Below are 24,337 nucleotides of genomic sequence, written 5' to 3' on the forward strand. Positions count from 1 at the left end.
TACCGGTACATCGCCATTTGATAAATGTTTATAATCGCGACCACTTCCAATTGTAAATAGCTCTTTCAAATTTCTTTGTTCCCACTCTCCCTCAAACCCTGGGAATCTCAAATTTGGAACCCTGATATCATCTTTTCTTATCGCCACTATCTCGACTATTTATTTGTAACTACTATTAACATAAAGGATTTTCTGAAAAATTAAAATACAAGTCCTAATTCTTTCAAATACACATCAATCTCTTTGTCAAGTTCGGTTCTTTGGGCTTCCAGTTGTTTGATTTCCAGCATAACAGCTTGTATGTCTATCTCTTCCTCTTCTTCAAAAGTATCCACATAGCGAGGAATATTGAGATTATATTCGTTCTCGGCTATTTCATTTAACGGCGCATTGTAGCTATATTTTTCAATTGCTGTTCTGTCGCGAAAAGTTTGAACAATTTTATCAATATGTTCTTCACGTAACATATTTTGATTTTTTACCTTTTCAAACCCTTTACTCGCATCAATAAACAATATATCATCCGGGTTTTCCCTGCATTTTTTAAATACCAAAATGCAGGTTGGTATGCTGGTACCGTAAAATATATTAGCTGGCAAACCAATTACGGCATCTAAAAAGTTCTTTTGTTCAATTAAATACTTACGTATGTGTAATTCGGCCCCACCTCTAAACAAAACGCCATGTGGCAAAACAATAGCCATAATACCATTTTCAGCCAAATGATGTATCATGTGTTGTACAAAAGCAAAATCGGCTTTGCTGCCTGGTGCTAATCTGCCGTACTGGCTAAAGCGATCATCCGATGAAAACAATGGATTAGCGCTCCATTCAGCCGAAAAAGGTGGATTGGCAACGATCGCCTCAAATGTTTGATTGCCGTGTTGTGGGCGTTCTAACGTATCTTCTTGTTTAATGTCAAATTTGCGATAATGCACACCATGCAAAATCATGTTCATTCGGGCCAAATTATAAGTAGTACGGTTCATTTCCTGCCCGTAAAAATTACCTACGTCTTTTACCTCACGTGCCACTCGTAATAATAGAGACCCCGAACCACATGTAGGATCATATACCGATTTTAGCTTATGCTTACCTGTAGTTACTATTTTTGCTAATATTTTAGAAACCTCTTGAGGAGTATAAAACTCGCCTGCTTTTTTCCCAGCACCACTTGCAAATTGCCCGATTAAATATTCATATGCATCACCTAAAACATCAAGCTCCGTGTTTTTTAATTCAAAATCTATTTTGTCTAAATGTGCCAGTACCTTGGCAATAATACTATTTCTTGCATCTGGCGTTTTACCCAATTTGGTACTGTTCAAATCCATGTCCTCAAACAGATTGTCAAAGTCCTCTTCACTTTCGGTACCCATTGTACTCAACTGTATATTAGTGAGTATTTTTTGTAAGTCGCCCAGTATAAAGTTTGCACTGCTCTGATCAACACTTTCATCATCACCGCTATTGCCTCGTAAAGCAACCGCTGAGAACAACTCGTCAGGTTTTAAAAAGTAGCCTAATTTTTCAAGTGCTTCTTCCTTGATCGCCTCAAGATATTCACTAGCATTTGCCGTTTTATTGGTAATCTCACTAAAACGGATGTTGTCCTGTTGCAAAATGTCATTTGCAAACATTTCCATTTTTTCACTCAAATATTTGTAGAAGATAAAGCCCAATATGTAATCACGAAATTCATCCGCATTCATCTTACCACGGAGGGTATTGGCTATGTTCCAAAGTTGCTGTTCTAATTGTTTTTTTTGGTCTTCACTCATGATTTGGGTTTGGTAACATTAAGGGTTTTATGTCCTCAATGTAAAACTAAGGATTAGTAAATGATAAATAATAAAATTACCATGATTTGATTGGTTAAGCTATCAAACTATAAGCTGTATTTCGTCCTCCGCCCGTTTCTTTCTCCAATATGCCCTTTTCTATAAGATCTTGTATATCTCTTAATGCCGTGTCCGGTGAACTCTTCGTCATCTTAGCCCATTTGGTACTGGTTAGCTTTCCGTGAAATTCATCAAGCAACTTGCTGATCATATATTGCTGGCGACTATTTAACGAAACTTCGCGATTCTTCTCCCAAAATTGAGTTCTGTTTAAAACTGCAGCTAAAGTCTCTTCCGTGTGATCCATAGCATTAAATAAGCAATCAAAGAACCAGCTCAACCAACGGGTTATATCGAGATCGCCTTTTTGTGTTTGTTCCAGCATCTCATAGTAGGTAGCCTTTTCCTTTAATATTTGTGCAGACATGCTGTAAAAACGTTGAGCCGTTTCATCAGCACGAGCAAATTGCATATCGGTAATAGCCCGGGTTATACGCCCATTGCCGTCGTCGAATGGATGGATAGTAACAAACCATAAATGTGCTATTGCTGCTTTCAATACCGCGTCGGTAGTAGGTTCAGCATTAAACCATTTTAAAAACATATCCATCTCAACTGGCAATTTCTCAGCAGCGGGTGCTTCAAAATGCACCTTCTCTTTTCCCATTGCTCCTGAAACAACTTGCATGGGTCCAGCTTCAGGAGTCCGCCAGGCAGCTACGGCAATTTTATGCATACCACTTCTTCCAGTTGGAAATAAAGCTGCATGCCAATCATATAATCGATCCGCAGTTAAATCATTAGTATAACTCTGGGTTGCATCCAACATCATTTCCACTACTCCGTCAACGTTTCGATCAGTAGGCACAGCCCCGGCTATTTCTATACCTAACCTGCGAGCTATTGAAGACCTAACCTGATCGGTGTTAAGCTTCACCCCTTCTATCTCGCTTGATTTAGTGACGTCTAATGTCAGGGTATCTAATACTGTATTCTCCTGCATCTTAAAACCGGCAGAACTCATTAATCCCAATATACGTCCCTGCCTATGTCGTACTTCACCTAAACGGACATGTATTGCTTCAGCATCCCATGTGAACGAAGGCCAGTCTTTTAATTGATGGATATACATAAATTTGGCAATTGTGCGGTAAATATATTTATTTTCTCCGCAAATTTGCGGACTTTACGATACTTATTCGCCGCACTACATCGAACAAGTAAAAATTACTTCTTAATAGTTGATTATGAAAAGCCTCAATCTTACCCGCAAAGAAATTTATGATTTAGTTTGGGAGAAACCTGTTTCGCATTTAGCAGAAGAACTGGGAATCAAACCCTCAGAACTACGCGGCTATTGCGTAAAGTTTGAAATTCCATTGCCTGAACAGGGGCATTGGTCGAGAGTACAATTCGGCAAAGAGGTTACAAAAACGCCATTGCCTCCAGCCTCTGTAAATGAACTCTCTGAAGAAATAGTTATTGAAGAAAAAGAAATTTACAAAGTTGACCCTCCTATCATGTTCCCGGGAGAAAATGAATTGTCGTTTAAAGTTCCAGACCGTTTAATTAACCCTGATCCTTTAATTGTAGTTGCAGAGAATGGTTTAAAAAGAACGCCTTGGTCAAAAAAAGATATGCATAGCACAGAAACGGATCAGCTTCCCATACGGGTATCCAAATCAAACATAGCGCGTGCCTTAAGAATAATGGACACATTGGTTAAATGCTGGAAACGGCGCGGTTATGAAATCACAATCCAAGATGGAGAAGCTTATGTTCATTTACGAAAAGTACGGGATCGTATTAGTTTAAGAGAAATCAGCAAAAAGCTTCCTAAAAAAGGCGAGTATTATGTTCAAGAATTAGAACCCACCGGACAACTGGCATTTAGAATGGATTGGTGGGGAGGCAAAGAATGGAAAGATGGGCGTTTGCCTTTGGAAGACCAAATTTTAGCAATATTGAACCACATGGAATTGTCGGCCCGGCAACTGGAGCGGAGCTGGGCAGAAGACGCCACTAAAAAAGAAGAGCAAGAAGCTTTACAAAATCAAAAAGCATTCCTGATGAAAAATCAACAAGCTGAAGAATCGGCCTTTAAAACATTAATTGAAGATGCATTGCGTTGGAAAGAATTAAAAGTATTGGATGAATATTTGGCTGAGTTGGTAGGTAAACAAACCCATACTTCAGCTTTTTTAGAATGGCTGAACTGGGCTAAGCAAAAACGTATATCAGAAGACCCTTTACTTAATTTTTAATAGTCAGTAAGGATTTATAAATTTTTAGATGCTCCCAGTTCATGCGCAACTTGGAACTGGCCTGCGGAACATTGGCCGCTCATCCGCCGTCACAGGGATCAACGACAATTGGAAACAATCATCATCGTCCGCTTTATTATCCTCGAAACAATGCACCCGGTCTTCCAACACCCAATACCGCCAGATGGGCGGCAGCATGATTTGAAAAGTACCGTCAGGCGCGACAATCTTTTTAAAGCCGGTTTGTTTGATTAATTCCACGTTGCTGATTGATAAGCTGTCAGACTTAGCTTTTCGTGCGGGTTAAAACAATATCTATCTCACCTGTTTCGCTGGATTTATTCCCGTGCACTTCCGTTTGGGTTCTTTTTTTGTAAGGTTTGTCGATTATAGAAAGTTCGTGATCTGGAAAGTGTTTTGTCAATATTTCCAATGTGGATTGGTAAGTATATTCTCGTCTGTCTGTTCTCACATATATGGTACTTTCTTCCTCCATGATGACAGCACAGTTTGCAAAAACTGCGTCTAACAGTTTATAGTATTCGTCTTTTGAATCAAATCTTCCTTTATGCCTATCCTTTAGCAATTTTGGGACTTCCGCTCCCCCAAGCATCCAAAGACGTAGCCATTGATCGGCATGGTAGTCAGTTACCGAATAGTACGGAGGTGACGTGAATAGTAACGAAAATTTAATGCCCGTTTCCTGTGATCGGCTAATTATTTTTTCTAATTCGGTTGTGCTATCGCCAAAAATTACTTGACTATCAAAGACTTTGGGTTTGCCTTTTTCGTACCTCCAAAAAATCTTTTTCTTAAAAAAAGTTAAGGGGTTAATTTCAGGTGGAGTGGTAAGCCCCTTTTTTGTCCACCATTTCATTGAATAATTTTGTCCCATCGATTTGGACATCCGCATTTGATTGGAAACCCCTTCACCAAGTTTACCATGAAGGTAAACCAGCAAAATAGACATCAGGGTTGCATCCGTTCCATCATTCTTCCAATCTAAATTTTTTCGTGCCGAAATCAGGAACTTTAAAACCTCATCGCAATAACACATACGGTAAAATATCGGCATTTTGTTGACGGCTTTTCCGTAATAGTTTCTCTTTTTATAAATTTCTTCAAGGCGCCCCTCCACTTCTTGCTGGTCTGCAGGGCCTAATTTGGCAGCCCCGTAAAGCCAGCCAACAGGGTTAATTTCAATTCCTAAACTATGCCTGCCTAATACGCCGCCCGCATAAATACTGGAACATCTACCAGCAAACGGATCAATAATAAAATCGCCGTCTTGGGAATATTTGGAGACGATCTCAAACGCAAAGTCTACAGGGAACATCGCATAATAAGGCCCAAACCGCGCCCAACGCGCTTCAGCAAGTTTATATCCGTTAACTACGTCAGCGATCGCTATCATGAGGGGGTTGATTGTGTGTTAATCTGACGGGCTATATCCTCGAAAATTGACTTGCCCAAGTTTAAAGGGATTGCCGCTTCAGCGTGCGCCGCTGCTAATGGCGTAACGGAGTTTTCATAACGACTAGATACCAGTTTATCAAGTAGGCCTACTACATCCGCTAAACGTGGAAATTGAGCAGGAAAGGATGTTTGCGTATTTGATTGATAGTTATTATATGTCGCGAGAGAAGCGACGACCCGGTAACCGGCCTTTGTTTTATAAAAAAACTTGCGTCCAAATGCGGTGTCTTCCAGGTAAACAAAATTTGGGTTGTCATTGAAAACAATATTGTTTTTGATATAATCATTATTAAGCAAGAAAATGGATTGTGCAGGGAAGTTATCATCCTCCCCGGTTTTTTTTGTGTCAATGTCCGAAAAGTGCTTCACAAAGTTACCTGTACGTTCTATGCCTAAAATGATCAATTCTGAATTGAGTTCGTCCTTTATCTTTTGATTTAAACGTTCCAATTCAGTTCTTATGGGCTTAGCTAACCAGGATGCGGTACTGAATACGGCTAAAGTCCCTTCAATAAAAAATGCCATGTCCCGGAAGAATGAAAAATATTTGGGCTCCTGTTCAAACGATCTCAATAGGTGGATCAACTGAAGTTTTTTCAAAGTTTCCATAATCTGTCCATACATTTCCCCATTTGTTCCTGAAGGGTTCTGTAATTCGTGTAAACGTAGCGAGTCAGTAGAGTAAAGCTTTCCTCCGCAACCTTTGCACTGATATTCTCCAATGCTAAACTCATAATCTGCTTCGCAGTTATCATGCGGGCATTTGCCAGCCCTGCCACCCGGCTTTTCCTTCAAAAGTGCTTCGAAAGTCTCCAAGAGGGTTTCTGTGTTATCAAAAATCCGAAATTTACCCAGCACCTGGTATAGCATTTTCCGCATAGAAGATTTAACTGAATCCTCTCCGTCTAAAACAACGTTACAGCCTACAAAAATGCTATCAACAGATGTCGGCCTTTCGGTTTCACGAAATTTTTTCGGATCGATAAATGCTGATTTTTCGAGTTCTCTTACCTTGTCCAGTAGAATGACCACTGTAGAAACAGTTACATAACCGATCTCGGCACCTGGATACCCGTTTTCCACGATGGACTTACTATAATCCCCATCAATCGCTATTAAAAGCTTTGGCTGCCAGGTTGAAGACTCTAAATCTGTTGGGCTTAACGTTTGTTCGCTCCAATCGACAGTTTCACCTGTGGACCTAATTCGAATTTGACCCAAGATTTCCTGCAGCCTTGTATCTGAAATAAGCCGTCTTAAGGGTTCATAGCTTTGTCCACTGATAAAATTACTGTCAGCCATACCTATTACTTAGTGGTATTAATTTCAAATTTATCAACTTGAACGGGTATGACAAACATGTTGCTTAGCGTTTTCACACGAAGAAACCCTTTGTCTTGCGCCCTTCGTATTGATGGTTCAAAGTCCGCAAAGTCGTAATATTTACAAAGCTCTTTGGTTTCATCAGCGTTATTTAAATGACTGATAAACCAGTTGGCCGTATTTTTTAATATATTTTTTTGAATGCTACTGACCTCCTGGGTAGCGTAGACCATTCCAATGCGGTATTTCGAGCCTTCTTTCGCCGTTCTGACCCAAATATCGGAGAGGTCGAGATCATTACCTGCGGGCAGGATGTTATGCGCCTCTTCCAAATAAACCAATATCTCGGGTATATTTTCCGCACCCGCGCGGAAGCTACTTTGATTACCTTTGAATATATGCCACATAATTCGGTCGGCAGAAGATTTATTCAGTTCCGGTTCGCCGCTGGACTGATCAACGATCACCAACTTTCCTAACAGCAAATCATTATAAATATCCTGCGCATAATCGGTACCAATGGTAATCGTGTGTTGAGTATTAACCCCACCAATTAAATTGATCGCTTTATTGTAGTTGAACATTTCCAGTAAACTTTCTAATTCGGCTTCGGCCCAGCCTTCTCCCGTTGAATCAGCACTGTCGTCACTACTACTAGATATATATTGTAAGTTAAACGCATTGTAGTCCGCAGTCGACAAAAAATAAAATAACCCCTGAAATGCGGAGAATAAACTGTCCCAGCTTACGTTTTGCAGACCGAGGGTTTGCCCCGCAGCATTAATGGCGCCCTGCTTTTTTACGGATTTTTTATCTTCATGTTGAATCATAGTTGTCCGCAACATTTCACTAAAGACTCCAGTTATGTTTACATTCCGGTTCGGCGGTGTGAACCCTGCTTTGTTAAGTAAAGCCCTATAAATCAAAACCCTCCTGTTATAACGCCTTAATTGCCCTTGATATTCGTTTGTATTATCAAATTCTGCTTCAACCGGTTTGGAAAATTCTATCTGTCGAAAGTTTTTAAAATACTGAGCCGTTTGATCAGCAATCTTAAAATCAATAATCTCTTTACCGATCTGAATATTTTCCTCCTCATAAAAATTCAGCTTCATCAGGCGCCGAAACGGATCTTCAGGGTGTGGAAGAATGCCATAAGTGACCACTTCAGTTTCCGCTAAATCTTTTACATCTGAAAATATTTTCTTCTTTTTTGCCGGATCATTTTCGGCTATATACGCCGCTTTTAGCTTATCTGATTTTTCCCTTAAGGCTGGAATCTGCCTCCAAACATTTTTTAGCGCGTTTGGATTACCTTTACCATCCCGGTCCTGGGCGTTTTCATTAGCATATTCACCATTGGGATCGAATATGATTTGCCCGATACGCAATTTCTTATCTTTTTCTTTTTGCGGCATTCGCAGTTCAAAAACGGACTTGGCGATAATTTTTGTGGTATTGGACTTTCCTGTACGGGTCATCCCGAACAGTGCAGATTTTTGAGACAGTAAGTCGGCCGGATATATAAACACTGAAACATCATCAATATTCTGATGCTTCCTGTTTGTGGAAGCGTAACGGACATGCCCCAATTTAACGCGCTCGGTATTTCCGTAGCGGTCTATATGTGCTTTCAGGTTAGATGGGTCGCAATAATTCACAATTTCTGCTAAGGCATCGCCATTGGGCTTGTAAATTTTAAAGCCTTTATTAGAGTAATAATTGGAAATATCGCTTCCGAATTTAAGTTTCAATCCTGAACTTGGCTTTACGATATCTTCTTCCAAGTAAAATGTTCCAATAATGCGGCACGCGACGCCTGCATAGCTAAAGATATGCCTGGTTTTCAGGTCCATCGTTTCTTCGCCATCCCAATGTTTGTCTGCTTCACCACTGATCCGTTGGGCCGTTTCAATCCTGACTTTTTCGGCCTCTTTATCCTGTGGAATTTGAGTAGAGTCCATTACGCGCAACAGAATGATGGATGCATCTTCGCTCTTGTAGTCAATTTCTTCCTCTATATTAATTCTCGTAGCAATCAAAAAGCTCAAACTAGGTATACCGCCAACTTTTTGACGGTAAAAGTCGTGAACCAACACTTTACCCTCCTCGTAGTTGATGGAATAAAGGTCGCCCACTAACTGATCTTTCTGGATCAATTTGGAAAAAATGGTTTTAGCATTCCAGTTCGGTTGTTGATCTTGAAGGCCACTTATTGCATTTTCAAATGTATCTGCCATTTTCTAAGTCCTGTTTTCGTCCGCAAGATCGCTGATCGCCTGCTCAAACGCAGTCGATTTTTTTGAACCTTTATTAATATCGTTCTCTGACGCTATTTCCTCCATATTCGCTAAAGAAAATCGCTCCTTTAATCGGGTTAAAATATCCTGTTCATCCGCCAGGCGAATATCACGTATTTCCAGAATAGCTTCTTTGGTTGTTTGCTGTGCCAGGTTTTTATTAGCCATTTCCAGGAAAGTATCGGCTCGGTAAATATTAATCCTTTTTTGCGTTTCGTTTTTGAATTCCTTTATCAACTCAGGCCTGGGGCTAATCGTTTTACCCTTGAATTTATACCACCAATCCTCTTTAAGATCATCCGTTACTAAAATAATAGACTGCTCTGTGCCTTTGGCCTTAGAGATCACTTGTTTCCACAAAATCACATCGCCATATAATGAACGATTTCCCTCGTTTTGCTTTTCTTTAAAGTCCATATAACCAGGCGGAATTTTCTCGTCATATCTTTTTTTTCCTTCGCGGTAAGCCTTTTCAAGGTCATCCGTTGAAAAATCATCACCTATTTTTCCATGGAGTAACAAGGTTAATTCCTCGCAAACCGGATCATGCGCCAAATAATCAGGATGGTCTTTTTCCAACTTGTCTAAATCCTTTCCGATGGCATCGAATGCTGACTCAATTTGTATCGTCAGCTCACCTGAACGCAAATAGGGGTGTTTTTTAAATTCATTAAGTTTAGCCTCGATCTCGTTTTTTTTCTTCAGCAATGTTTCTCTAATATCTTTATAGGCAGCTTTCTGTGCGCTAATTACGATCAACCGGTTCTTGTGATACTCAAAAGCGGCCTGGTAAGGAATAAAAATTCTATCTTTAATTTTCCCAAGCAGATCAAAAAAAGCCTTTCTAGTCGCAGGAGTGTACCGATAAAGATTTAATAAGACATTGGCGTCAAAACAAAAAATATCATTCTTCCAGTGCGCCGATAGTTGGGTGTCTGGTATCTGATAATATTCACTGAATTGATCACGCATTTTAGAAAACGATAATTGGAAAGGTTATTAATTAGGACAGGTTGGAACTAGCTCCGGAGTAGTTTGAATTTTATGGTTTAATGTGCAAAATAATATAATTTTTATTCATTTCGAATTATTTTATCGGATGCCAGTTAATTTTGTTCTAAGATAAGGGTACAACTTTTACGAATGCGTGCGATGGTTGGTTATTTCGTAAAGCCCAATGATCGATGACATAGCCATCAAAGCCGACGTAGCTCATCATTAGTTTATAGATCAGGGAGATTTGCATTTGCATCAGGTCGATCATTTCATGACCCTCCAGGTCTTCTACTTCACCGTGTAAGATGGAATTGCGCCTTTTTAACATGATTTCTTCTATTGTAGTTACTTCCGCCAGTTGACCAAACACGACTTTAAATTTGGGTATGTTGCCTAAGTTAGAATAGCCCTTAGGCATGTTCGCTTCGAAAACGTGATGGAAAAACTTTCGAAGCACTTCTAGAACGGTGTAGAAGCAACTATTTTTGATCAGCAACGAGAGTTTGTTACTATTAGCCTCGTTAAATAAAACCAGCGCATACTGGATGGCATGGTGATTATTGGTCAGTTCTGCCAGCCGGCCAAATGATGCTGCATCTAAGGGTTTTAATATTTCGCTCTTCGCAATAGCTTCGGCGCTGCTGCGGCCCAGCAAGTGTTGATAGCCATACGCATTCCAGGTCAGGGCATGGTACATGGAATCGCTGCCTTGTCTCAATTTTCTATATAAAAATTGTAGGGCAGCCTGCTCATTTACACAGAACGTATAGTTATGATCCTGAATAAAAATACCAGTAACAAAGCCAAGCGCCACCATAATATTATAAACCTGCTCCGCGTAAACAGGATAAGCAACGGGTTCGAGCGCTTCGACAATAAGAAAAGCATCGTGACAAGTCAGCCGGTATTCCACTTCATTCGCTGTAAAATGTACGGCTTCTTTAATACCAAAATAGTCATATAACAAGCGGTTACTCGCCAGATGATAGTAAGTGCGATACAAACCTATAGCATCCTCAGGCCATGCAGCGCTTTTAATGCGTTGGACCTTGCCGGAAGAATGACGGTTACTCCAGCCCTCCACAACATTGACCGTATTTTGTTGCCCCGTGATCATGCCTTCCACAACCAAATCCATTGTCGCTGTTTTTAGATTGAAAACACAATCATCCAGTTCCGAGTTGAAGATACGACTGATCTTAATTGTCGGTCTATCGCCGGCCCAGTCTAACTCCGCCTGACATGGATGCCCGTTCAAAACCGCATTTCCCTGATGTACCGCCCTTAAATTATTGATCATGTCAGTTTCTGCCTCTATTGATTTCCAGTAGTGTTCTTCCATGACGTAAAGTTATTGTAAATTCACGGTCAATGAACCAGCACTATGTACCGAGGGTATATCTAAAGAATTTTGCAGAGAAGAGAGGTTCGGAGTATTTCGTGGATGTTTGCCATCGCGTTCTCGATTATTATTTTTAAACGCCTACTGCAATGAATTCACAGATCATTATAGAAACAGACCCCGCCGGTCAACGGCTTTATGAAATCTGTCAGGAAGGATTTGCGCTTTATACGCAGCAGTTGGACCAGCAGCAACAATGGTCCGCCACGTTGAACCTGCTCGAAGAGCGCAACCCGGAACTCTTTAAAACCATGGGGTACCAGCAACTGAAAGGCCTGCTCATGACCACGTCGTTACTCTGTATTGCGGCCACCGACCTGAGTGTGGTCGTCAGCGCGCTATACCTGGCCAAACAACGGCTCGAACAGATCTTTTACATGAAAAGCGCCTATCTCATCATCTATGAAACTTATATTGCTTTTCAGGATAAACAACTCCTGATCAAAAACGAAGCAGCCGAAGCCGGTGCGGAACTCCAGGCCGCACACCTGCGCGTCAGTACCGCCTGGCGCAAATTTGTCAACGATTTCAAGGTCGGTACCGAAGTCAAAAAGATCCGCCACCAAACCGGCGGCCATATCCACCAAAATTTCAGCGAATGGTATACTGCTGTGTGCCGCCTCGAACCTCAGCACACTACCAATATGCTTATCGCATTCTTGGCATGGATACAAGACAGCCAAAACCTGGTCAACCCACTGCTTCAACGCCGATTATCGCTACTACAGGAAACAGGGAAACAAGCCAATGAAAAAACGTGGGAACTGCTCTGGAAAATGGAAGACCTCCAAAAAAAGGTTAATATTATTCAGCCAGAAGGCAACAAGCTTGACCTTGATTTTTCATTACTGCGGAACTTATTGAAGCGTCGCTAAATATTTAAAAAAAACCTTTCGATTCGGACCAAAGAACCGCTTATAAGCTTCTGAATCCAGCGTATAGCTTTTATCATTGTTACAATAATAACAGGACAGTACGCAGTTTTCAGGATTATAGCCTAAATGATTGCTGCGTTTATCGACTTCTAATACAGGTCCACGCCAGCCATAGCCGGTTTTCCGGGTCTTTAATAAACCATTATCGATCAACGATCTTATTTCCAATATGGAGGTCTCACAATAATAACAGCTAAAATTTTGTTTTTCCAGTCGGCTAGTAAACCATTCCGCAAATTCCATCTTGTCATTAAATCCAGTTTTATGCTTACTGCTAAATAGCTTTAAAACACGTTCCCGCTCCGTTGCGATCAGTTCCCTATCATCCATTTGGCTCAAATAAATTTATAAACACTACTATTATGATCCAGCTTGGCGACAACCTCAATGGCTTTGTTGTGGCTCATTTTTCCGGAAGAGGTCAGATAACAATAGATATTGGCAAATTCATTAAGGATGTTTGTCGCAAATATGCCGGTGTCGTCTGTGCCCACGACTACCGGTGGCATAGGAATGCCTTCATCGCTCCATTTTAGCCAGTTCCAAAGCTGATAAGTAGCATAATCGTAGTGATGTCCTATTCTAACATTACTGGTCGGCAGGGTTTCAATAACGATCTCTTTTCGGTGCATGTACGCCAGCATGTCCTTTTGGACTAATTCAAGTTCGTCGCTTGGAAATATTTCCTCGGTATCGATGCTGATTATTTTATCAAAATGTGCCCTGTTGGTTTTCAAATGGTAATGAAACAATATTTGATAAACATCGTCAGCAGGCGAAAAACCCTCAGACCTTATTTGGGCCCATTCGTCTTCATCAAAAACGCTGGTTAACCTGGCGTCAGCTACATTGTCTTTAAAAAGTAAGACAGGGCAAAGTTTCCTGGCCAGCCAGGCCCGTTCTAAAACCGCGCTGGAATAATAATGCCGGTATATTTCCCATGAATAATGTTGAATGGCATTGATCAATTCCGGCATTCGTTTTTTGAGTGCAATATGGCTAGACTGCAAACAGAGGTGATAGCAAAAAACGAGGTTGTCCAGCCATTCGCCCTGTCGAATTAAGATTTTCGGCCCCATGGCATCACACCATTGCCGAGTAGCCAGCCCGAGCGCTGTGGCGTGACCGATCCGGTCACCTGTGCGCAGTTCATTGAACTCGATCGCTTCAAAGACGGCTCGCATGCCACTGATCAGGTGAAAAAAGTCTTCGCCCGCGTGAAAAGTAAAATGATCAAATTTTTTTCGCCGGAGTAACCGGAAAGCCGGTGCAAACACTTCGGGCGGGGTGTCGAACTCGCTGGAGGCAGCATCAATGCCAACTACATTTTCGACAAATTTCGCATTGTTTTTTTTCAGCAAGGCCAGCACCTTGGCCTTTTTCCAAACCGAAAACCGCAATTGCAAAAAGCGGATAAAATCATCCGGATCAGTTTCTGCTTTTTTTATAAAATGAGCGGTTAAGCTCAGCTCAGGCAAATTAACCTGCGCGTTGCTTTGCTGAATACCTACCTTCAGTTTGTCCCAGCCGGAATTAATACTCGTAAGTAAATTCAACGTTTCTTTTTCCGTTTCCTTTGGCGAAAAACGCCCCTCCAAAAAACAAAGGTTGCGAAGTTCATTGCCATGTAACTGGAAAAATCGGTTACGGTATTGTTTTTCACTGATTTCCCGAAGGCCATTCAACGTATGTTTCTGGAACTGTTCAAATCCGTACTGATGGACTTGCTGGACTAACAAGCGGTTACACAGCCCGAGGATCAATAAATAGAAATGAAAAAGAGCGGCGACGAAATCTCGGGGCTGTGTCGCCATATAATTAAACATTTGGATGTAGAACAGCGCCTCTGCCAACATCGGTTTTCCCGAAGCCGGATCTTCATGGATGAGCCCGGAAAATGGGTTTTCGTAAGTGGCAACCGTGGTATCGCTTTCCAAATCATTAACCAGCGCTAGAAAAATGGCATCCACCGAACTGCCAGATCTGTTGCGGCCCAAAATAACGATGTCGTATAATATCGTCTTTATTTTTCGGGCGATCAGGATATGTTTAAAATACTTTCGCGGTTCAAGGAGACGGGATTCCTGTTCGAACTGTTCTTTCACTTTAGCGTTCCTAAACCCCTGGGTCATCTCCTCATAGATTTTTTTTGGGACCAACAAATGGTCCTGCCAGGTCATATCTGTTTCAGTTGCGCCGTTGAGGTGCATATGGAGATCATGAAAACCCTTATTGGACGCGAGATAACTTTCGATCTGTGGTACTCGCGGGTAAGGTAATGCCGTGTACTTAAAATTGGGTAACAGGACGTCATTTTTATACGCTAAAAGACCCGGCGCGCTCAAATCAGTAAATGGTCTTTTGATATGTAAAAAGGCGCATTGCAGCACGAGCGGCGGAATAAAAGTAATGAGTTGTTGCCACTCATTCAAACGGTTGGGCTGGACATGAATTCGGTTGTTGTGCATTTCCAAATGCTGGTCACCGAGCCGAAACAGCCCTTTTCTTAACAGGTCCGGCAAAGTTTTGAGTTCATCGAAATCATTTTCTTGCTGTAACCGGTAATAATGGTCCGGCATTTTCCGGTTACCAAGCCTTTCACACAACAGCAGTCGCCGGATCACCTCGTCGGCGCGGCTGGGCTTTCCCAATCCATACCAAGACAATGATTCCTCATCGCTTAAAAGGTGTCTAAGCATAGAGGATTTTACCATGAAACCTTATTATTTTTAAGATAGGTACGGAAATCACGTAATTCACCGGAAGTAAATGACCGGCCGCCAAACTGGCTTCTTAAATTACTTTGGATAAATTTATTTTTAGCTATAGTTGAACCTTTCGGCGAGGCATCAAAATATTTAAAAGGGACTTTGTCACTTCGCAACCGGGCGATAATTTCATCGTACGGTAGCACATCATTGCTTTCTGCCAATAAGTTTCTTTTAAAAGAAACGTTACACAAACCACGGAAAACAGAGAGCTCAAATATCGGTCCTTGGGGAAATATTTCTGCCTGCATTTGCAGATGTTCCACAATACCAGGATCCAAATAAACTAAGAATAAGGGACAGGAAAATAACCAACGGCTAAATTTGAGTTGCTGCCTTGATGGTTCTCTACGCTGCATATTTTTCAAATTATCCAGAAATATTTTAGGACTGGTATTAACGTTATTCAAATTGATACCCCGAAAAATCTTGTCCGGGCTTTCCTTGGCCTCTTCAATCAGCGTTGCATTCAAAAAAGCCACGATCTGCATACTGAATAGTTCGCCAAGATTTTCCTGGCCACCACTTTGCTCAATATTTAGTAGGGCATAAAAAAAACGTGTGGAGATTTTCCCCAACAGATGAGGGGAGATCAACATACCTTTATACTGACTTGCCCACTCTGACATCATCCTGTCCATCATATGCAAGGAATCGCCCCGATGATAGCGTTCGTCTAAACGTTCATCTACGGAGAATGAATCACCACGGCTGTTCAAGCCCGCCGTAAAATCCGGCATAGGGTAAGACCGTAATTGTGAGAACTCATAAAGCCCTTGTTCAATATCTGTGTTCTTGCGCAACAATTCACCGATGGTCGCTAACAGACTATAAAAAGAGTATACCAATAAACCGGATTGTTTGGTCGTCGACTGGCAAATGCTCAGCGGTATATAAGCGATGTGCTTATGGTTCAAACCTTCAAAAGCAATATCAATGCGGTCAGACATCTTTGCCCGGTCTTGTTTAGCGATCGAATTAAGCGTGTACAGCAGGATCGTTCCACCCCAGGCATCTTCCGTCGTCCGATTACTATTTAAGGCGGCGCGTGTATAAGCATTCATCAAACCGACCGCATCGCGCAACACTTTATCTTGCAATAGTCCAGAATGATCGATCAATCCTTTAATAGATGGCACAGCAGCGTTAGATCCATCTTTAGATGCGTAAAAAGCCGTTTCTAAATTCCTGGTGTAGCCAAGTTTAATTAGATAATCAAAGACCAAGAAAGGATCGCGCTTTAACTTTTGCGCGGAAAGGAAACTCAAAGCCGTTAAGCAAGCGTTGAGCGTATGGTTTTGTAACGTGGGCTGCAATTGATAACCTTCTTCTAAAATACCGGCATCCAATAAAAGCTTTAAAATGACGGTATTGAGAAATTTAGCGTTGCTGTAAATCAGGTTAACATCAACGTCTTTTTCGTAAAGGTCGTTTAAGAATGCATCGGTGATATGGAAATTATTGGACCATAATTCATCGCCCTCGTCAAAGGCGGCCATAAATTGGATCTGGCTCCTAATGGGAAGACTGAGTAAAAATGAACGGTATATCTCCGTCTGCGACTTGCTGGATATCCCAAAGCTACGCAAGACCAGATCATAATAACCCTGAATTTCAAGTAAGTCCCCCTTTGAGCTTTTGATCATAATATCAAATCGGTGCTCATAAATGGGCATTTTTTCATTCAAAGGCGCCAAATTGACCCGCCTGTTCAATTTCATGACCTTTTGAAGGTATTGGCCCTCCATCTGGGTGACCATATCATTAAAGTTGGAGATTTTATTTAAATGCTCACCTTCGTTAATGAGCAGGGCTTTACCAAAATTTTTCCATTGTTGTTTCCGGATAGCGTTCGAATAAAGCCGGATGTCGCCACTGATCAGGGTGACGATCTTCGGCGTTGTAAAATATTTCCTGATCGTCTCCAGTACCCGCCAGCCTTTTCGGAAATCGATATCGATATCGTCAAACGTGATCAGAAACGCCTCTTGTTTTAAAATATCAAGCGCCATTTCAATCACCCGGTGGAAGTTGTGTTCCAACAATCTGGCGGATCTTACCGCCGTTAATCCATTATGCATGATAAATTCAGCATCCTGCCAACTATTTTCGGTCATTTCGCCACCCACACCATCCAGTAAGGGTAAGCCATGAGCTAACCGCTGTACATGGTCTTGCCACTCTTTCTTTTTTAAATAAACCGTACTCTCAGGATTGACATCGCTTCCCGCTAAAGCGGTTTCAACTTTTTCTTTGATGCGGGAAATAATATCCAAAAAAATATGCCCTTTTTCTTCCGTGAGCGTCGGATCAATAATATCAAGTACGCATACTTCAAAACGATTGTCCCTGTATGTTTTCAAAATGGTCATTAAGAAAGTGGTTTTTCCGCTACCCCTGGTTCCAAGTACCGTGATCGCTTCATGCAACCGCTCTCCGTCGGCGACAGCTTTCCTTTTTAATTCACTATCAATCCAACCTGTCACGGTTTGAAATTCCATTTGGTGGATCAGGTTACCGCCAAATTCCTTGGCATTGGCACTATTGTGTAAGTCGATAATGATTTGTTCGGCCATGTTAAGTATAAGATTTAGAATAAATTGCTAGGTTAATAAGCAGTGAAATTAATATTATTATTATAATTCCTCATAACTTTAGGCACTCATCGTACTACAAAGCCGCCAATGAGCGCTTAAGCTTTAGAAAGGCACTGATTGAAAAGGAGATTGCCGAATTGCCGCCACGAATGAGGGAGGTTTTTGAAATGAGCCGCAAACAAACCAGGACCTATAAGGAGATCACGGAACAACTTGGCACATCGGAAGAAACCGTAAAAAAGCAAGTGTCCGGTGCTTTAAAAGTGTTACGGGTCAAATTAGGCGTCTTGATTTATATCCTGATATTAATACATTATTAATATGTATGATGACTTTATGAGTTTTGGCGATTACTTGTCTAACTATAATTGGTCGAGAACATATTCGAAATAACTGGGATATTGGCCAATAGCTGCCCGAACCAACGCTCTATTATTTTTAATCTCTCTAAGCAGCACCATTCTTTGCACTGGAAACGTGGAAAACCTGTTCGCCAGTTCCGCGGCGATAATGCGATCAGCGAAGCCGGCTTCATAAAACGCAATGGCTAACCGGGAGTCCAAACCATATTTAAGCCTTTTTTGCAACAGATCAAGCAATGGCAAAACTTCTTCGTATAGCTCGTTATTCTCGAGCCGCAGAATTTCGGCAATAGCTCCTAAAATCAAAGTACTATCATAGCCGAATGCCCCATCAACAATATCTACAACGATCTCGATGGTAATTTTACGTCTCTGCGTATTTGCCCGGATAAATGCATTTTGCTTCACTAAGGAGCTGTGTAAAGCTTGATAACTCGCGCCGCGAAGCCAGTCAAGGGCGAGGGGATAATGCAAAGCAGCAGGTGAGAGCTTGTTTAAATTGTTGTGCTTTAATTGCGTCTCCAGCAGAGACCAAATAACTGCTAATAATTCCTCTGGATCATTGATGGTTGCCAGTTGTTCTTTGTTGTCCTCAACCCACACTTCAATCTCCAACAATTGGTTAATGCCTAAAAGGGTTTTTCCAAACCTGGCCTTTTTGGCGGTTGATGGTACGGCAGTATTTACGTGATCAGCCAGTACCTGGAACAGCGATACCAGTCCCTCCTGTTGGTCTTCATCAGCGAGTGCAAATGCTAAGGTCGCTTCTGTCAGTTGAGCGATACTTTCCCGAGTATTATCCATGCGGCCACTTTCCCAGTGCGCCAACAAATAACTTTCGATTGCTGAGAATATAGTCAGTTTATAAGCAATTTGATCAGCGACAAAGGCTAATGGAAACCTTGTCGATCTACGCCTGTTGTAAATTTCCGCAATGAAATTAGTGACCGCCTCGTCGCCTCGGGTATATGCCCTGGTTAGTTCAACTGCATCCATACGGCGTGCCAGACTTCCATCGACGCTTCGTACCGGATCAAATATTGTTAGAATCATGCTGGTACAAGGCTCCGAACGACTGGGGTCCAGCAGCCCTTTAGCGAGATTCCAATTATAACGATCCTGATGATACGCTTTTTTATCATAGATCTGCGGATCGGTAAATAAGACGCTACCTTCCGTATGTATACCAGACCGTCCTGCTCTGCCGATGAGATTGTGGAAATCCCTGGTTTTGATCCGGTCTTTAGCTTGATAAAAACTGGTTACCATCAAATATTTAATCGGAAGATTTACTCCCTGTGCGATGGTTGACGTGCATATCAGAAATCGAATGTAACCTTGCTGCATCGCGTACTCGATCGCAAGTCTTAGGCCCTGAGGTGTGAACCCGCTGTGGGCGAAAATCCCTACCGCAGCGACCTTAGTCAACGCGTGATCTTTTCCAAAATGTTCCGTGTGCAGTAATAAAAGTTTGCTCACTTCTTCAGCGGACGAAAAATCCAACGGCCAGCTTTCCTGAAATTGCCGGTCAATGAGATCGGAAATTTGTTCAGCAATCGTATTAACTGTCCTTTTTTTTCCACAGAATATGGCAAGCGCGCCGTTTTTGACCAGTTTGAGTCCGAGGTACACCGCAATCGACTTTCCATCAGTCTTATCGGGAAAGCGGCGTGCGGCTTGCTCACCTTTTTTACTGTTCAAGGTACTGATTTGCAAAACGCGTGGAACAAAGAAATCATCGGTATCAGGATCATCGGGTCGCACAAATTCTATTCTTCCAAGGGTATCATTCCAGCTCACAAATCCGACCGTTCGGTAAGTGGGCAGCAGATTAACGCCATCTACAATTTCCTTGTTTTGGCCCATGAGCCAATCTCCGATAGCCTCCGCGTTTTGGATAACAGCCGAGATCAGGATGATCTGCGTTTGCGGCGAAACCGCCAGACGAAGGGAGGATAACAATAGTTCATAGGTAACACCACGGCTTCCGTTGTCGAATTGGTGACCTTCATCATAAACCAATAAGCCAATATCATCTGCCATTTCAGGTGATTGCCTGATCATATATAAGAATTTTTCCGGCGTAAGGATTAAGATGACTTGCGCTTGGTCCTGCTCGGATTCTTCGGCAAAATCAAAGTCAAGTTGAAAAGCGTCGGAAGGGGCATCCACTCGTATTAGCTCTCCGGCAAAAGCGGTTTGTAAGGTATGTTTTATTTCATTACACAACGCTTTGAACGGCGCGACTATGACGGCTAAACCGCTTCCCGTAGTAATGAAGTTAGACCGCAAAATCAGTTCGATCGAACGTGTTTTACCGGCGCTTGTCGGCATTTGTATGACCGCCGATTTTCCTTTATACACTTCCTGTTCCCCGAGCAATATCTGTGCAGGCCAAAACTCCTTTATGAAATCAGGTTTATTTATAACATTCCGCCAAGCCTCAAGGTCGGTTGTCGTGAACGCCGGTAATAAGGTCCAACTGGAATTCCGGATACGTTTCTCCATTACACTGCTTATGGTATCGATCAACAGCAATTGACGGTCGGTGCCAGACTGGTAAATTAAACGTTTCAACTTTTGTATTTGCCTCTGACAGCCATCAGCTTCCGTCCCGGTGGCTTTGAAGCCTAAAAAAGCCTGCACCAAATCATTGATCGCCGCTGAAAATGTTTCCGGCAGTGTCGGCAGGTCATCGAATGAATCGCGTAATAATCCAACTAACAAATATTCCAGCCCATCAGCTTCTATATCAGGGAATTTTGGTTCTACCTGGCCGATCAGTACCTTTGAACTTCCCGGCAGATCACAAAGATAATAAGCTGCTGACCCTAAGATAAGGAGGTAATTGCCGATGTTATGATTTAAGCGGGAATTGAGGAAGGCGTCAAAAAACTGTGCAGAAAAAAGCATGTTCTGTTTTTCTTCCTGCGGCTCGAAATCAGTTTGCTGGCTGCGGTTATTAAAATCACCCAGTATCGCGATGGTGATTAATAACAGTTCTTCCGGACGGCGCACTATTTTGATAAACGCTGATTCGGGGACGTCGTATTCATACATTTTAGCCCGGGCGCGCGTTACGCCGAGCAGAGTTAAGGATTCGTTCTCAGGCCTCATTTGCTGCTAATTCGTAAAGGTGATGTACCAAATCCATGAAGTCATCCGCGCGGATCAGCACTAAGAATAGATCTTTTTTATAAGGGTGCCCAACACCAGTTGCGGTAGTAATTGCTGTATCTTCATAGGCAGCATTACAAAAAAGTGCTGCGGCGCCATATTGCGTCTTATACGGCTTACTGACTGGATCTTGGTAACGTTCAACTACAGCACATTCATCAGTGTATCCCTTGTCATACAGCCGTTGTTTTATCGCATTTAGGGATTCGCCCAGTCGGGCGGCATCCTTTGCAGAACCGTCTATAGCATCCTGAAGTCTGGGCTTAGCCTTTTTTCCTGAAAACTGTGCTTTTGCTTCGATTATCGTAAGAATATCTTTCGGGCTTTGCTTTTTGTCAAAGAGCTTAAATCCGATCAGGTCAGAGCCTTTAGAGGATTCGTCGCGTATCGTTTTGATGCCATACCGCGTTCGCGGTACCCAATGTAATAGATGATACTCTAAGAAATCAGCCACGAGTATTTCGCCAAAATCGCCAGAACGTATTCCCGGTCCCAAACCCGGATCAGTTGTCGGAAATTTCAATTGGTTGATATATGCGGTCCTGCTTAATGATGTTCCTTGTCTCAACGCATCGATCTCGGTATCAAACACGTAATGATTTCGAAAATGTTTAGCCCAAGCGCTCATGGCTTTGGCGTCCTTCAAATCAGGTTTAAAATCAAGTACGGTAACGTCAGAGCCGTCCGCGGTTTTTAAAGCGGAGGTTCTCTGTTTGAACCATTTGGTGTGTTCACCGGACCAGGGCATAGGATAAAATTAGGTTATTGCTAAGGTAGTTAAAATTGTAAGGTAGCAATAATTAGCAGAGTACAGCTTTAGATGATTTATTTTAATTCCGGATACCCCATGGTTATAGGCTTGGCGCCTTACTGTTATATGCAAGAGCAGGACATTCAAATCTTACTGGAGGAACTTAAGTCTTCACTGTTCCCGACGATAAAACCATTATTGTTTTTTCTTACGTCGGTTATGAAACGGTTGAATTAGTGGCAAGAGATGTCCACTTGGGTTCGAACTAAGAACCCAAAAAACCCATTCAGTAAACAAATTTGAACGATGTAAAATGAAAAAGGCCAGAATTAACCCGCCCTTTCGAAGTTAGCATTAAACCGAATTAACAACATTTAGCTTTCCTATGTTTACCTTAATTCTATTTATTGTTTGATCCTTTTTACTATCCACCACCTTGGCATAAACCTGCGTTGTTTTAATATGCTTATGACCAAGCATCTTAGAAACGGTATAAAGATCAGTTCCAAATTCAAGTTGTAAGGTTGCATAGGTGTGTCTAAAACAATGGAACGTTATATTCTTTTTAATACTGGCCTTTGCGAGCCACCTTATTAAGAAAATTCTGATCGAAGAGTATTTCAAGTTTTTGAAAACTGCTTCGTGAAGGTTTCCTTTGTTTCCCATTAATTTAACAGCATCATCAGAAATTGGCATGTATTCAGCAACCAACGTTTTTTGTTGGCGATATTGTAAGTAGTACTTACCGAGCTGACCTCGTAGTTCAGACCATTTTAAAGCTTTAACATCTGAAAATCTAAGACCTGTTAAAGCAGAAAATATTGCTGCACGCATAATTACATCAGGTTCCATTGGCGTCGATATTAACGTTTGGAGTTCTGTCAACTCCAAACGTTCGCGATGTGTTTCGTTTGTTTTTATGGGCTTGATTAACGAGTAAAGATCTTCTGCCAGCAATCCCTTACTAAACGCTTCTTTTAAAGCAGATCGAAATTTCGCAAAATAACTAACGGCCGTATTTCTTGAAATTGGCTTTTCTCTAAAGCTGATTCCAGGACCACCCAAAAGATAAGATCTAAAACCCTCAGATATTGATCCATCCAAATCAAAAGTTTTTAGGTTATTGGTGGTTATAAAATCTTCAAAATACCGAAAAGCCATCGCCATGTTATCAGAATCCGATTTCTGACGCCTTGCGGTATATTTTTTAAAGTAATTGATAAAATCACCTCCCCTATTAGATTCAGATAAAAATCCAAACCTGTTACTCTGTACGTCAAGATGTCGTTTGAGCCTAACCCACTCAGCTAACTTTGTTGTCTCCCTATTATGCTTTCGTTCAATATTACTATTAGGTTTATTATAAATAAACAGTTTTAAATATTCATATCGCTGAAGCTTATTTTTAGACGAGTTGAATACGGGTGGTGAATAATCCAAGTAAAGTGACTGGCGGTTCTTTGATAGCGATTTTCTTCTTATAGTTACGTTTGCCATCAGATTTGATTAAGTAAAATTGAATCAATATTTTTCTTGGCAACATAAGTGAATCGGCCTACCTGAAATTTATCTATTTTATTTCTTTTGATTAAATTATAAATCGCTCCTTCTGAGATTTTATACTTCGCATGTAATTCGCTCATATTATAACAGTCGCCTATTGGCGGCATTTTGAATATTTGCCTTTTTGGAAGAGTTACCATAAGTGACCTTGACTGAAATAGTTGCTCAATGTCTTTTTTTAGAATGATTGTTCTGCGGACGGAAAGATTGTAAGCGACGAGTTTACCAGTGTTTATTAAATGATAAATAAAGCTGCGCGATACGCCAAGCAGTAGTGCAGCTTTTTGAGTATCTAAAAACTCAACATTTTTAAGAGGTTGCGTCGCTTGAGCGGACAAAATAATAGGCTTTAGACTTTCCGCTTCAATATTTTCATCTCTTTGTTTTGCTGCGTTATACCGTTTATTACACAGCTTGCCACAAAATCGGGTGACAGTGGTTTTGGCATTGAATGTTTGTTTACAATGCACACATTTTCTTTGGATCGTGAAATTTGAACTCATGTATTTTAAATTTCCACAATCTAATTATCCACATTAACACTCGCCCCAAGAAAATCATCGCAAACGATATCCGTCGTTG

At 41.5% G+C, this 24,337-nt stretch carries 18 protein-coding genes; 4 read left to right on the forward strand and 14 right to left on the reverse strand.

What is annotated here, in order from left to right; all coding sequences use genetic code 11:
- Window positions 1-200: 200 nt before the first annotated feature.
- A complete protein-coding gene (locus E2R65_RS19285) occupies window positions 201-1,781 on the reverse strand; it encodes a type I restriction-modification system subunit M (RefSeq protein WP_134338137.1) in 1,581 nt (526 codons plus the stop codon).
- 94 nt (window positions 1,782-1,875) lie between these two features.
- Window positions 1,876-2,973, reverse strand: a complete 1,098-nt coding sequence (locus tag E2R65_RS19290) for a Fic family protein (protein WP_134338138.1) — start codon at window positions 2,971-2,973, stop codon at window positions 1,876-1,878.
- A gap of 115 nt (window positions 2,974-3,088) precedes the next feature.
- On the opposite strand from E2R65_RS19290, the gene E2R65_RS19295 reads away from it, so the two are divergent.
- On the forward strand, window positions 3,089-4,105 hold the full coding sequence (locus E2R65_RS19295) for a hypothetical protein (protein ID WP_134338139.1): 1,017 nt from the start codon (window positions 3,089-3,091) through the stop codon (window positions 4,103-4,105).
- Between the two features lie 108 nt (window positions 4,106-4,213).
- The gene (locus E2R65_RS19680; RefSeq protein ID WP_158285301.1) at window positions 4,214-4,360 is read left to right on the forward strand and encodes a hypothetical protein; all 147 of its coding nucleotides are present in this window, start codon (window positions 4,214-4,216) and stop codon (window positions 4,358-4,360) included.
- A 31-nt stretch (window positions 4,361-4,391) separates the two neighbouring features.
- Here the strand turns inward: E2R65_RS19680 and E2R65_RS19300 are convergent, their stop codons facing one another.
- The 5 genes from E2R65_RS19300 to E2R65_RS19320 form a co-directional block, all read right to left on the reverse strand.
- Window positions 4,392-5,519 (reverse strand): DNA methyltransferase, encoded by a 1,128-nt coding sequence (locus E2R65_RS19300; RefSeq protein ID WP_134338140.1) that lies wholly within the window; start codon window positions 5,517-5,519, stop codon window positions 4,392-4,394.
- Window positions 5,516-6,883 (reverse strand): DNA double-strand break repair nuclease NurA, encoded by a 1,368-nt coding sequence (locus tag E2R65_RS19305; protein WP_134338141.1) that lies wholly within the window; start codon window positions 6,881-6,883, stop codon window positions 5,516-5,518. The genes E2R65_RS19300 and E2R65_RS19305 overlap by 4 nt, the downstream gene beginning before the upstream one ends.
- A 5-nt stretch (window positions 6,884-6,888) precedes the next feature.
- A complete protein-coding gene (locus tag E2R65_RS19310; RefSeq protein ID WP_134338142.1) occupies window positions 6,889-9,144 on the reverse strand; it encodes a helicase HerA domain-containing protein in 2,256 nt (751 codons plus the stop codon).
- Window positions 9,145-9,147: 3 nt separating this feature from the next.
- Window positions 9,148-10,176 carry a PIN-like domain-containing protein gene (locus tag E2R65_RS19315; RefSeq protein WP_134338143.1) on the reverse strand — a complete coding sequence of 343 codons (1,029 nt, stop codon included), beginning with the start codon at window positions 10,174-10,176 and terminating at the stop codon, window positions 9,148-9,150.
- 145 nt (window positions 10,177-10,321) lie between these two features.
- A complete protein-coding gene (locus E2R65_RS19320; protein WP_134338144.1) occupies window positions 10,322-11,542 on the reverse strand; it encodes a hypothetical protein in 1,221 nt (406 codons plus the stop codon).
- Between the two features lie 149 nt (window positions 11,543-11,691).
- Between E2R65_RS19320 and E2R65_RS19325 the strand changes: the two genes are divergently transcribed.
- Entirely contained in the window at window positions 11,692-12,477 is a 786-nt protein-coding gene (locus tag E2R65_RS19325) for a hypothetical protein (protein ID WP_134338145.1), read from the forward strand.
- Here E2R65_RS19325 and E2R65_RS19330 read toward each other — a convergent pair.
- From E2R65_RS19330 to E2R65_RS19340, 3 genes are read right to left on the reverse strand one after another with little or no spacing between them, the layout of a single operon-like run.
- A complete protein-coding gene (locus E2R65_RS19330) occupies window positions 12,460-12,867 on the reverse strand; it encodes a hypothetical protein (protein ID WP_134338146.1) in 408 nt (135 codons plus the stop codon). The two genes, E2R65_RS19325 and E2R65_RS19330, sit on opposite strands and share 18 nt — an antisense overlap.
- Window positions 12,868-12,872: 5 nt before the next feature.
- A complete protein-coding gene (locus E2R65_RS19335) occupies window positions 12,873-15,236 on the reverse strand; it encodes an amidohydrolase family protein (protein WP_134338147.1) in 2,364 nt (787 codons plus the stop codon).
- Window positions 15,237-15,244: 8 nt separating this feature from the next.
- Window positions 15,245-17,881, reverse strand: coding sequence for a hypothetical protein (locus tag E2R65_RS19340; RefSeq protein WP_134338148.1), 2,637 nt, complete (start codon window positions 17,879-17,881; stop codon window positions 15,245-15,247).
- A gap of 65 nt (window positions 17,882-17,946) precedes the next feature.
- On the opposite strand from E2R65_RS19340, the gene E2R65_RS19945 reads away from it, so the two are divergent.
- Complete coding sequence (locus tag E2R65_RS19945) at window positions 17,947-18,222, forward strand: sigma-70 family RNA polymerase sigma factor (RefSeq protein ID WP_262712275.1); 276 nt, start codon at window positions 17,947-17,949, stop codon at window positions 18,220-18,222.
- 42 nt (window positions 18,223-18,264) lie between these two features.
- Here E2R65_RS19945 and E2R65_RS19350 read toward each other — a convergent pair whose 3' ends face one another.
- The 4 genes from E2R65_RS19350 to E2R65_RS19365 all read right to left on the reverse strand — a co-directional run bounded on the left by E2R65_RS19350 (window position 18,265) and on the right by E2R65_RS19365 (window position 24,258).
- Window positions 18,265-21,381: a DEAD/DEAH box helicase gene (locus tag E2R65_RS19350; protein ID WP_134338149.1), complete on the reverse strand. Its 3,117-nt coding sequence runs from the start codon at window positions 21,379-21,381 to the stop codon at window positions 18,265-18,267.
- Complete coding sequence (locus E2R65_RS19355; RefSeq protein WP_134338150.1) at window positions 21,371-22,189, reverse strand: Hachiman antiphage defense system protein HamA; 819 nt, start codon at window positions 22,187-22,189, stop codon at window positions 21,371-21,373. Before E2R65_RS19355 ends, E2R65_RS19350 begins: the two co-directional genes overlap by 11 nt.
- A gap of 357 nt (window positions 22,190-22,546) precedes the next feature.
- Window positions 22,547-23,689, reverse strand: coding sequence for a site-specific integrase (locus E2R65_RS19360; RefSeq protein WP_134338151.1), 1,143 nt, complete (start codon window positions 23,687-23,689; stop codon window positions 22,547-22,549).
- The gene (locus E2R65_RS19365; protein WP_134338152.1) at window positions 23,689-24,258 is read right to left on the reverse strand and encodes a helix-turn-helix domain-containing protein; all 570 of its coding nucleotides are present in this window, start codon (window positions 24,256-24,258) and stop codon (window positions 23,689-23,691) included. The genes E2R65_RS19360 and E2R65_RS19365 overlap by 1 nt, the downstream gene beginning before the upstream one ends.
- Window positions 24,259-24,337: the final 79 nt, after the last annotated feature.

The organism is Mucilaginibacter phyllosphaerae (assembly GCF_004378255.1).
Taxonomy (GTDB): domain Bacteria; phylum Bacteroidota; class Bacteroidia; order Sphingobacteriales; family Sphingobacteriaceae; genus Mucilaginibacter; species Mucilaginibacter phyllosphaerae.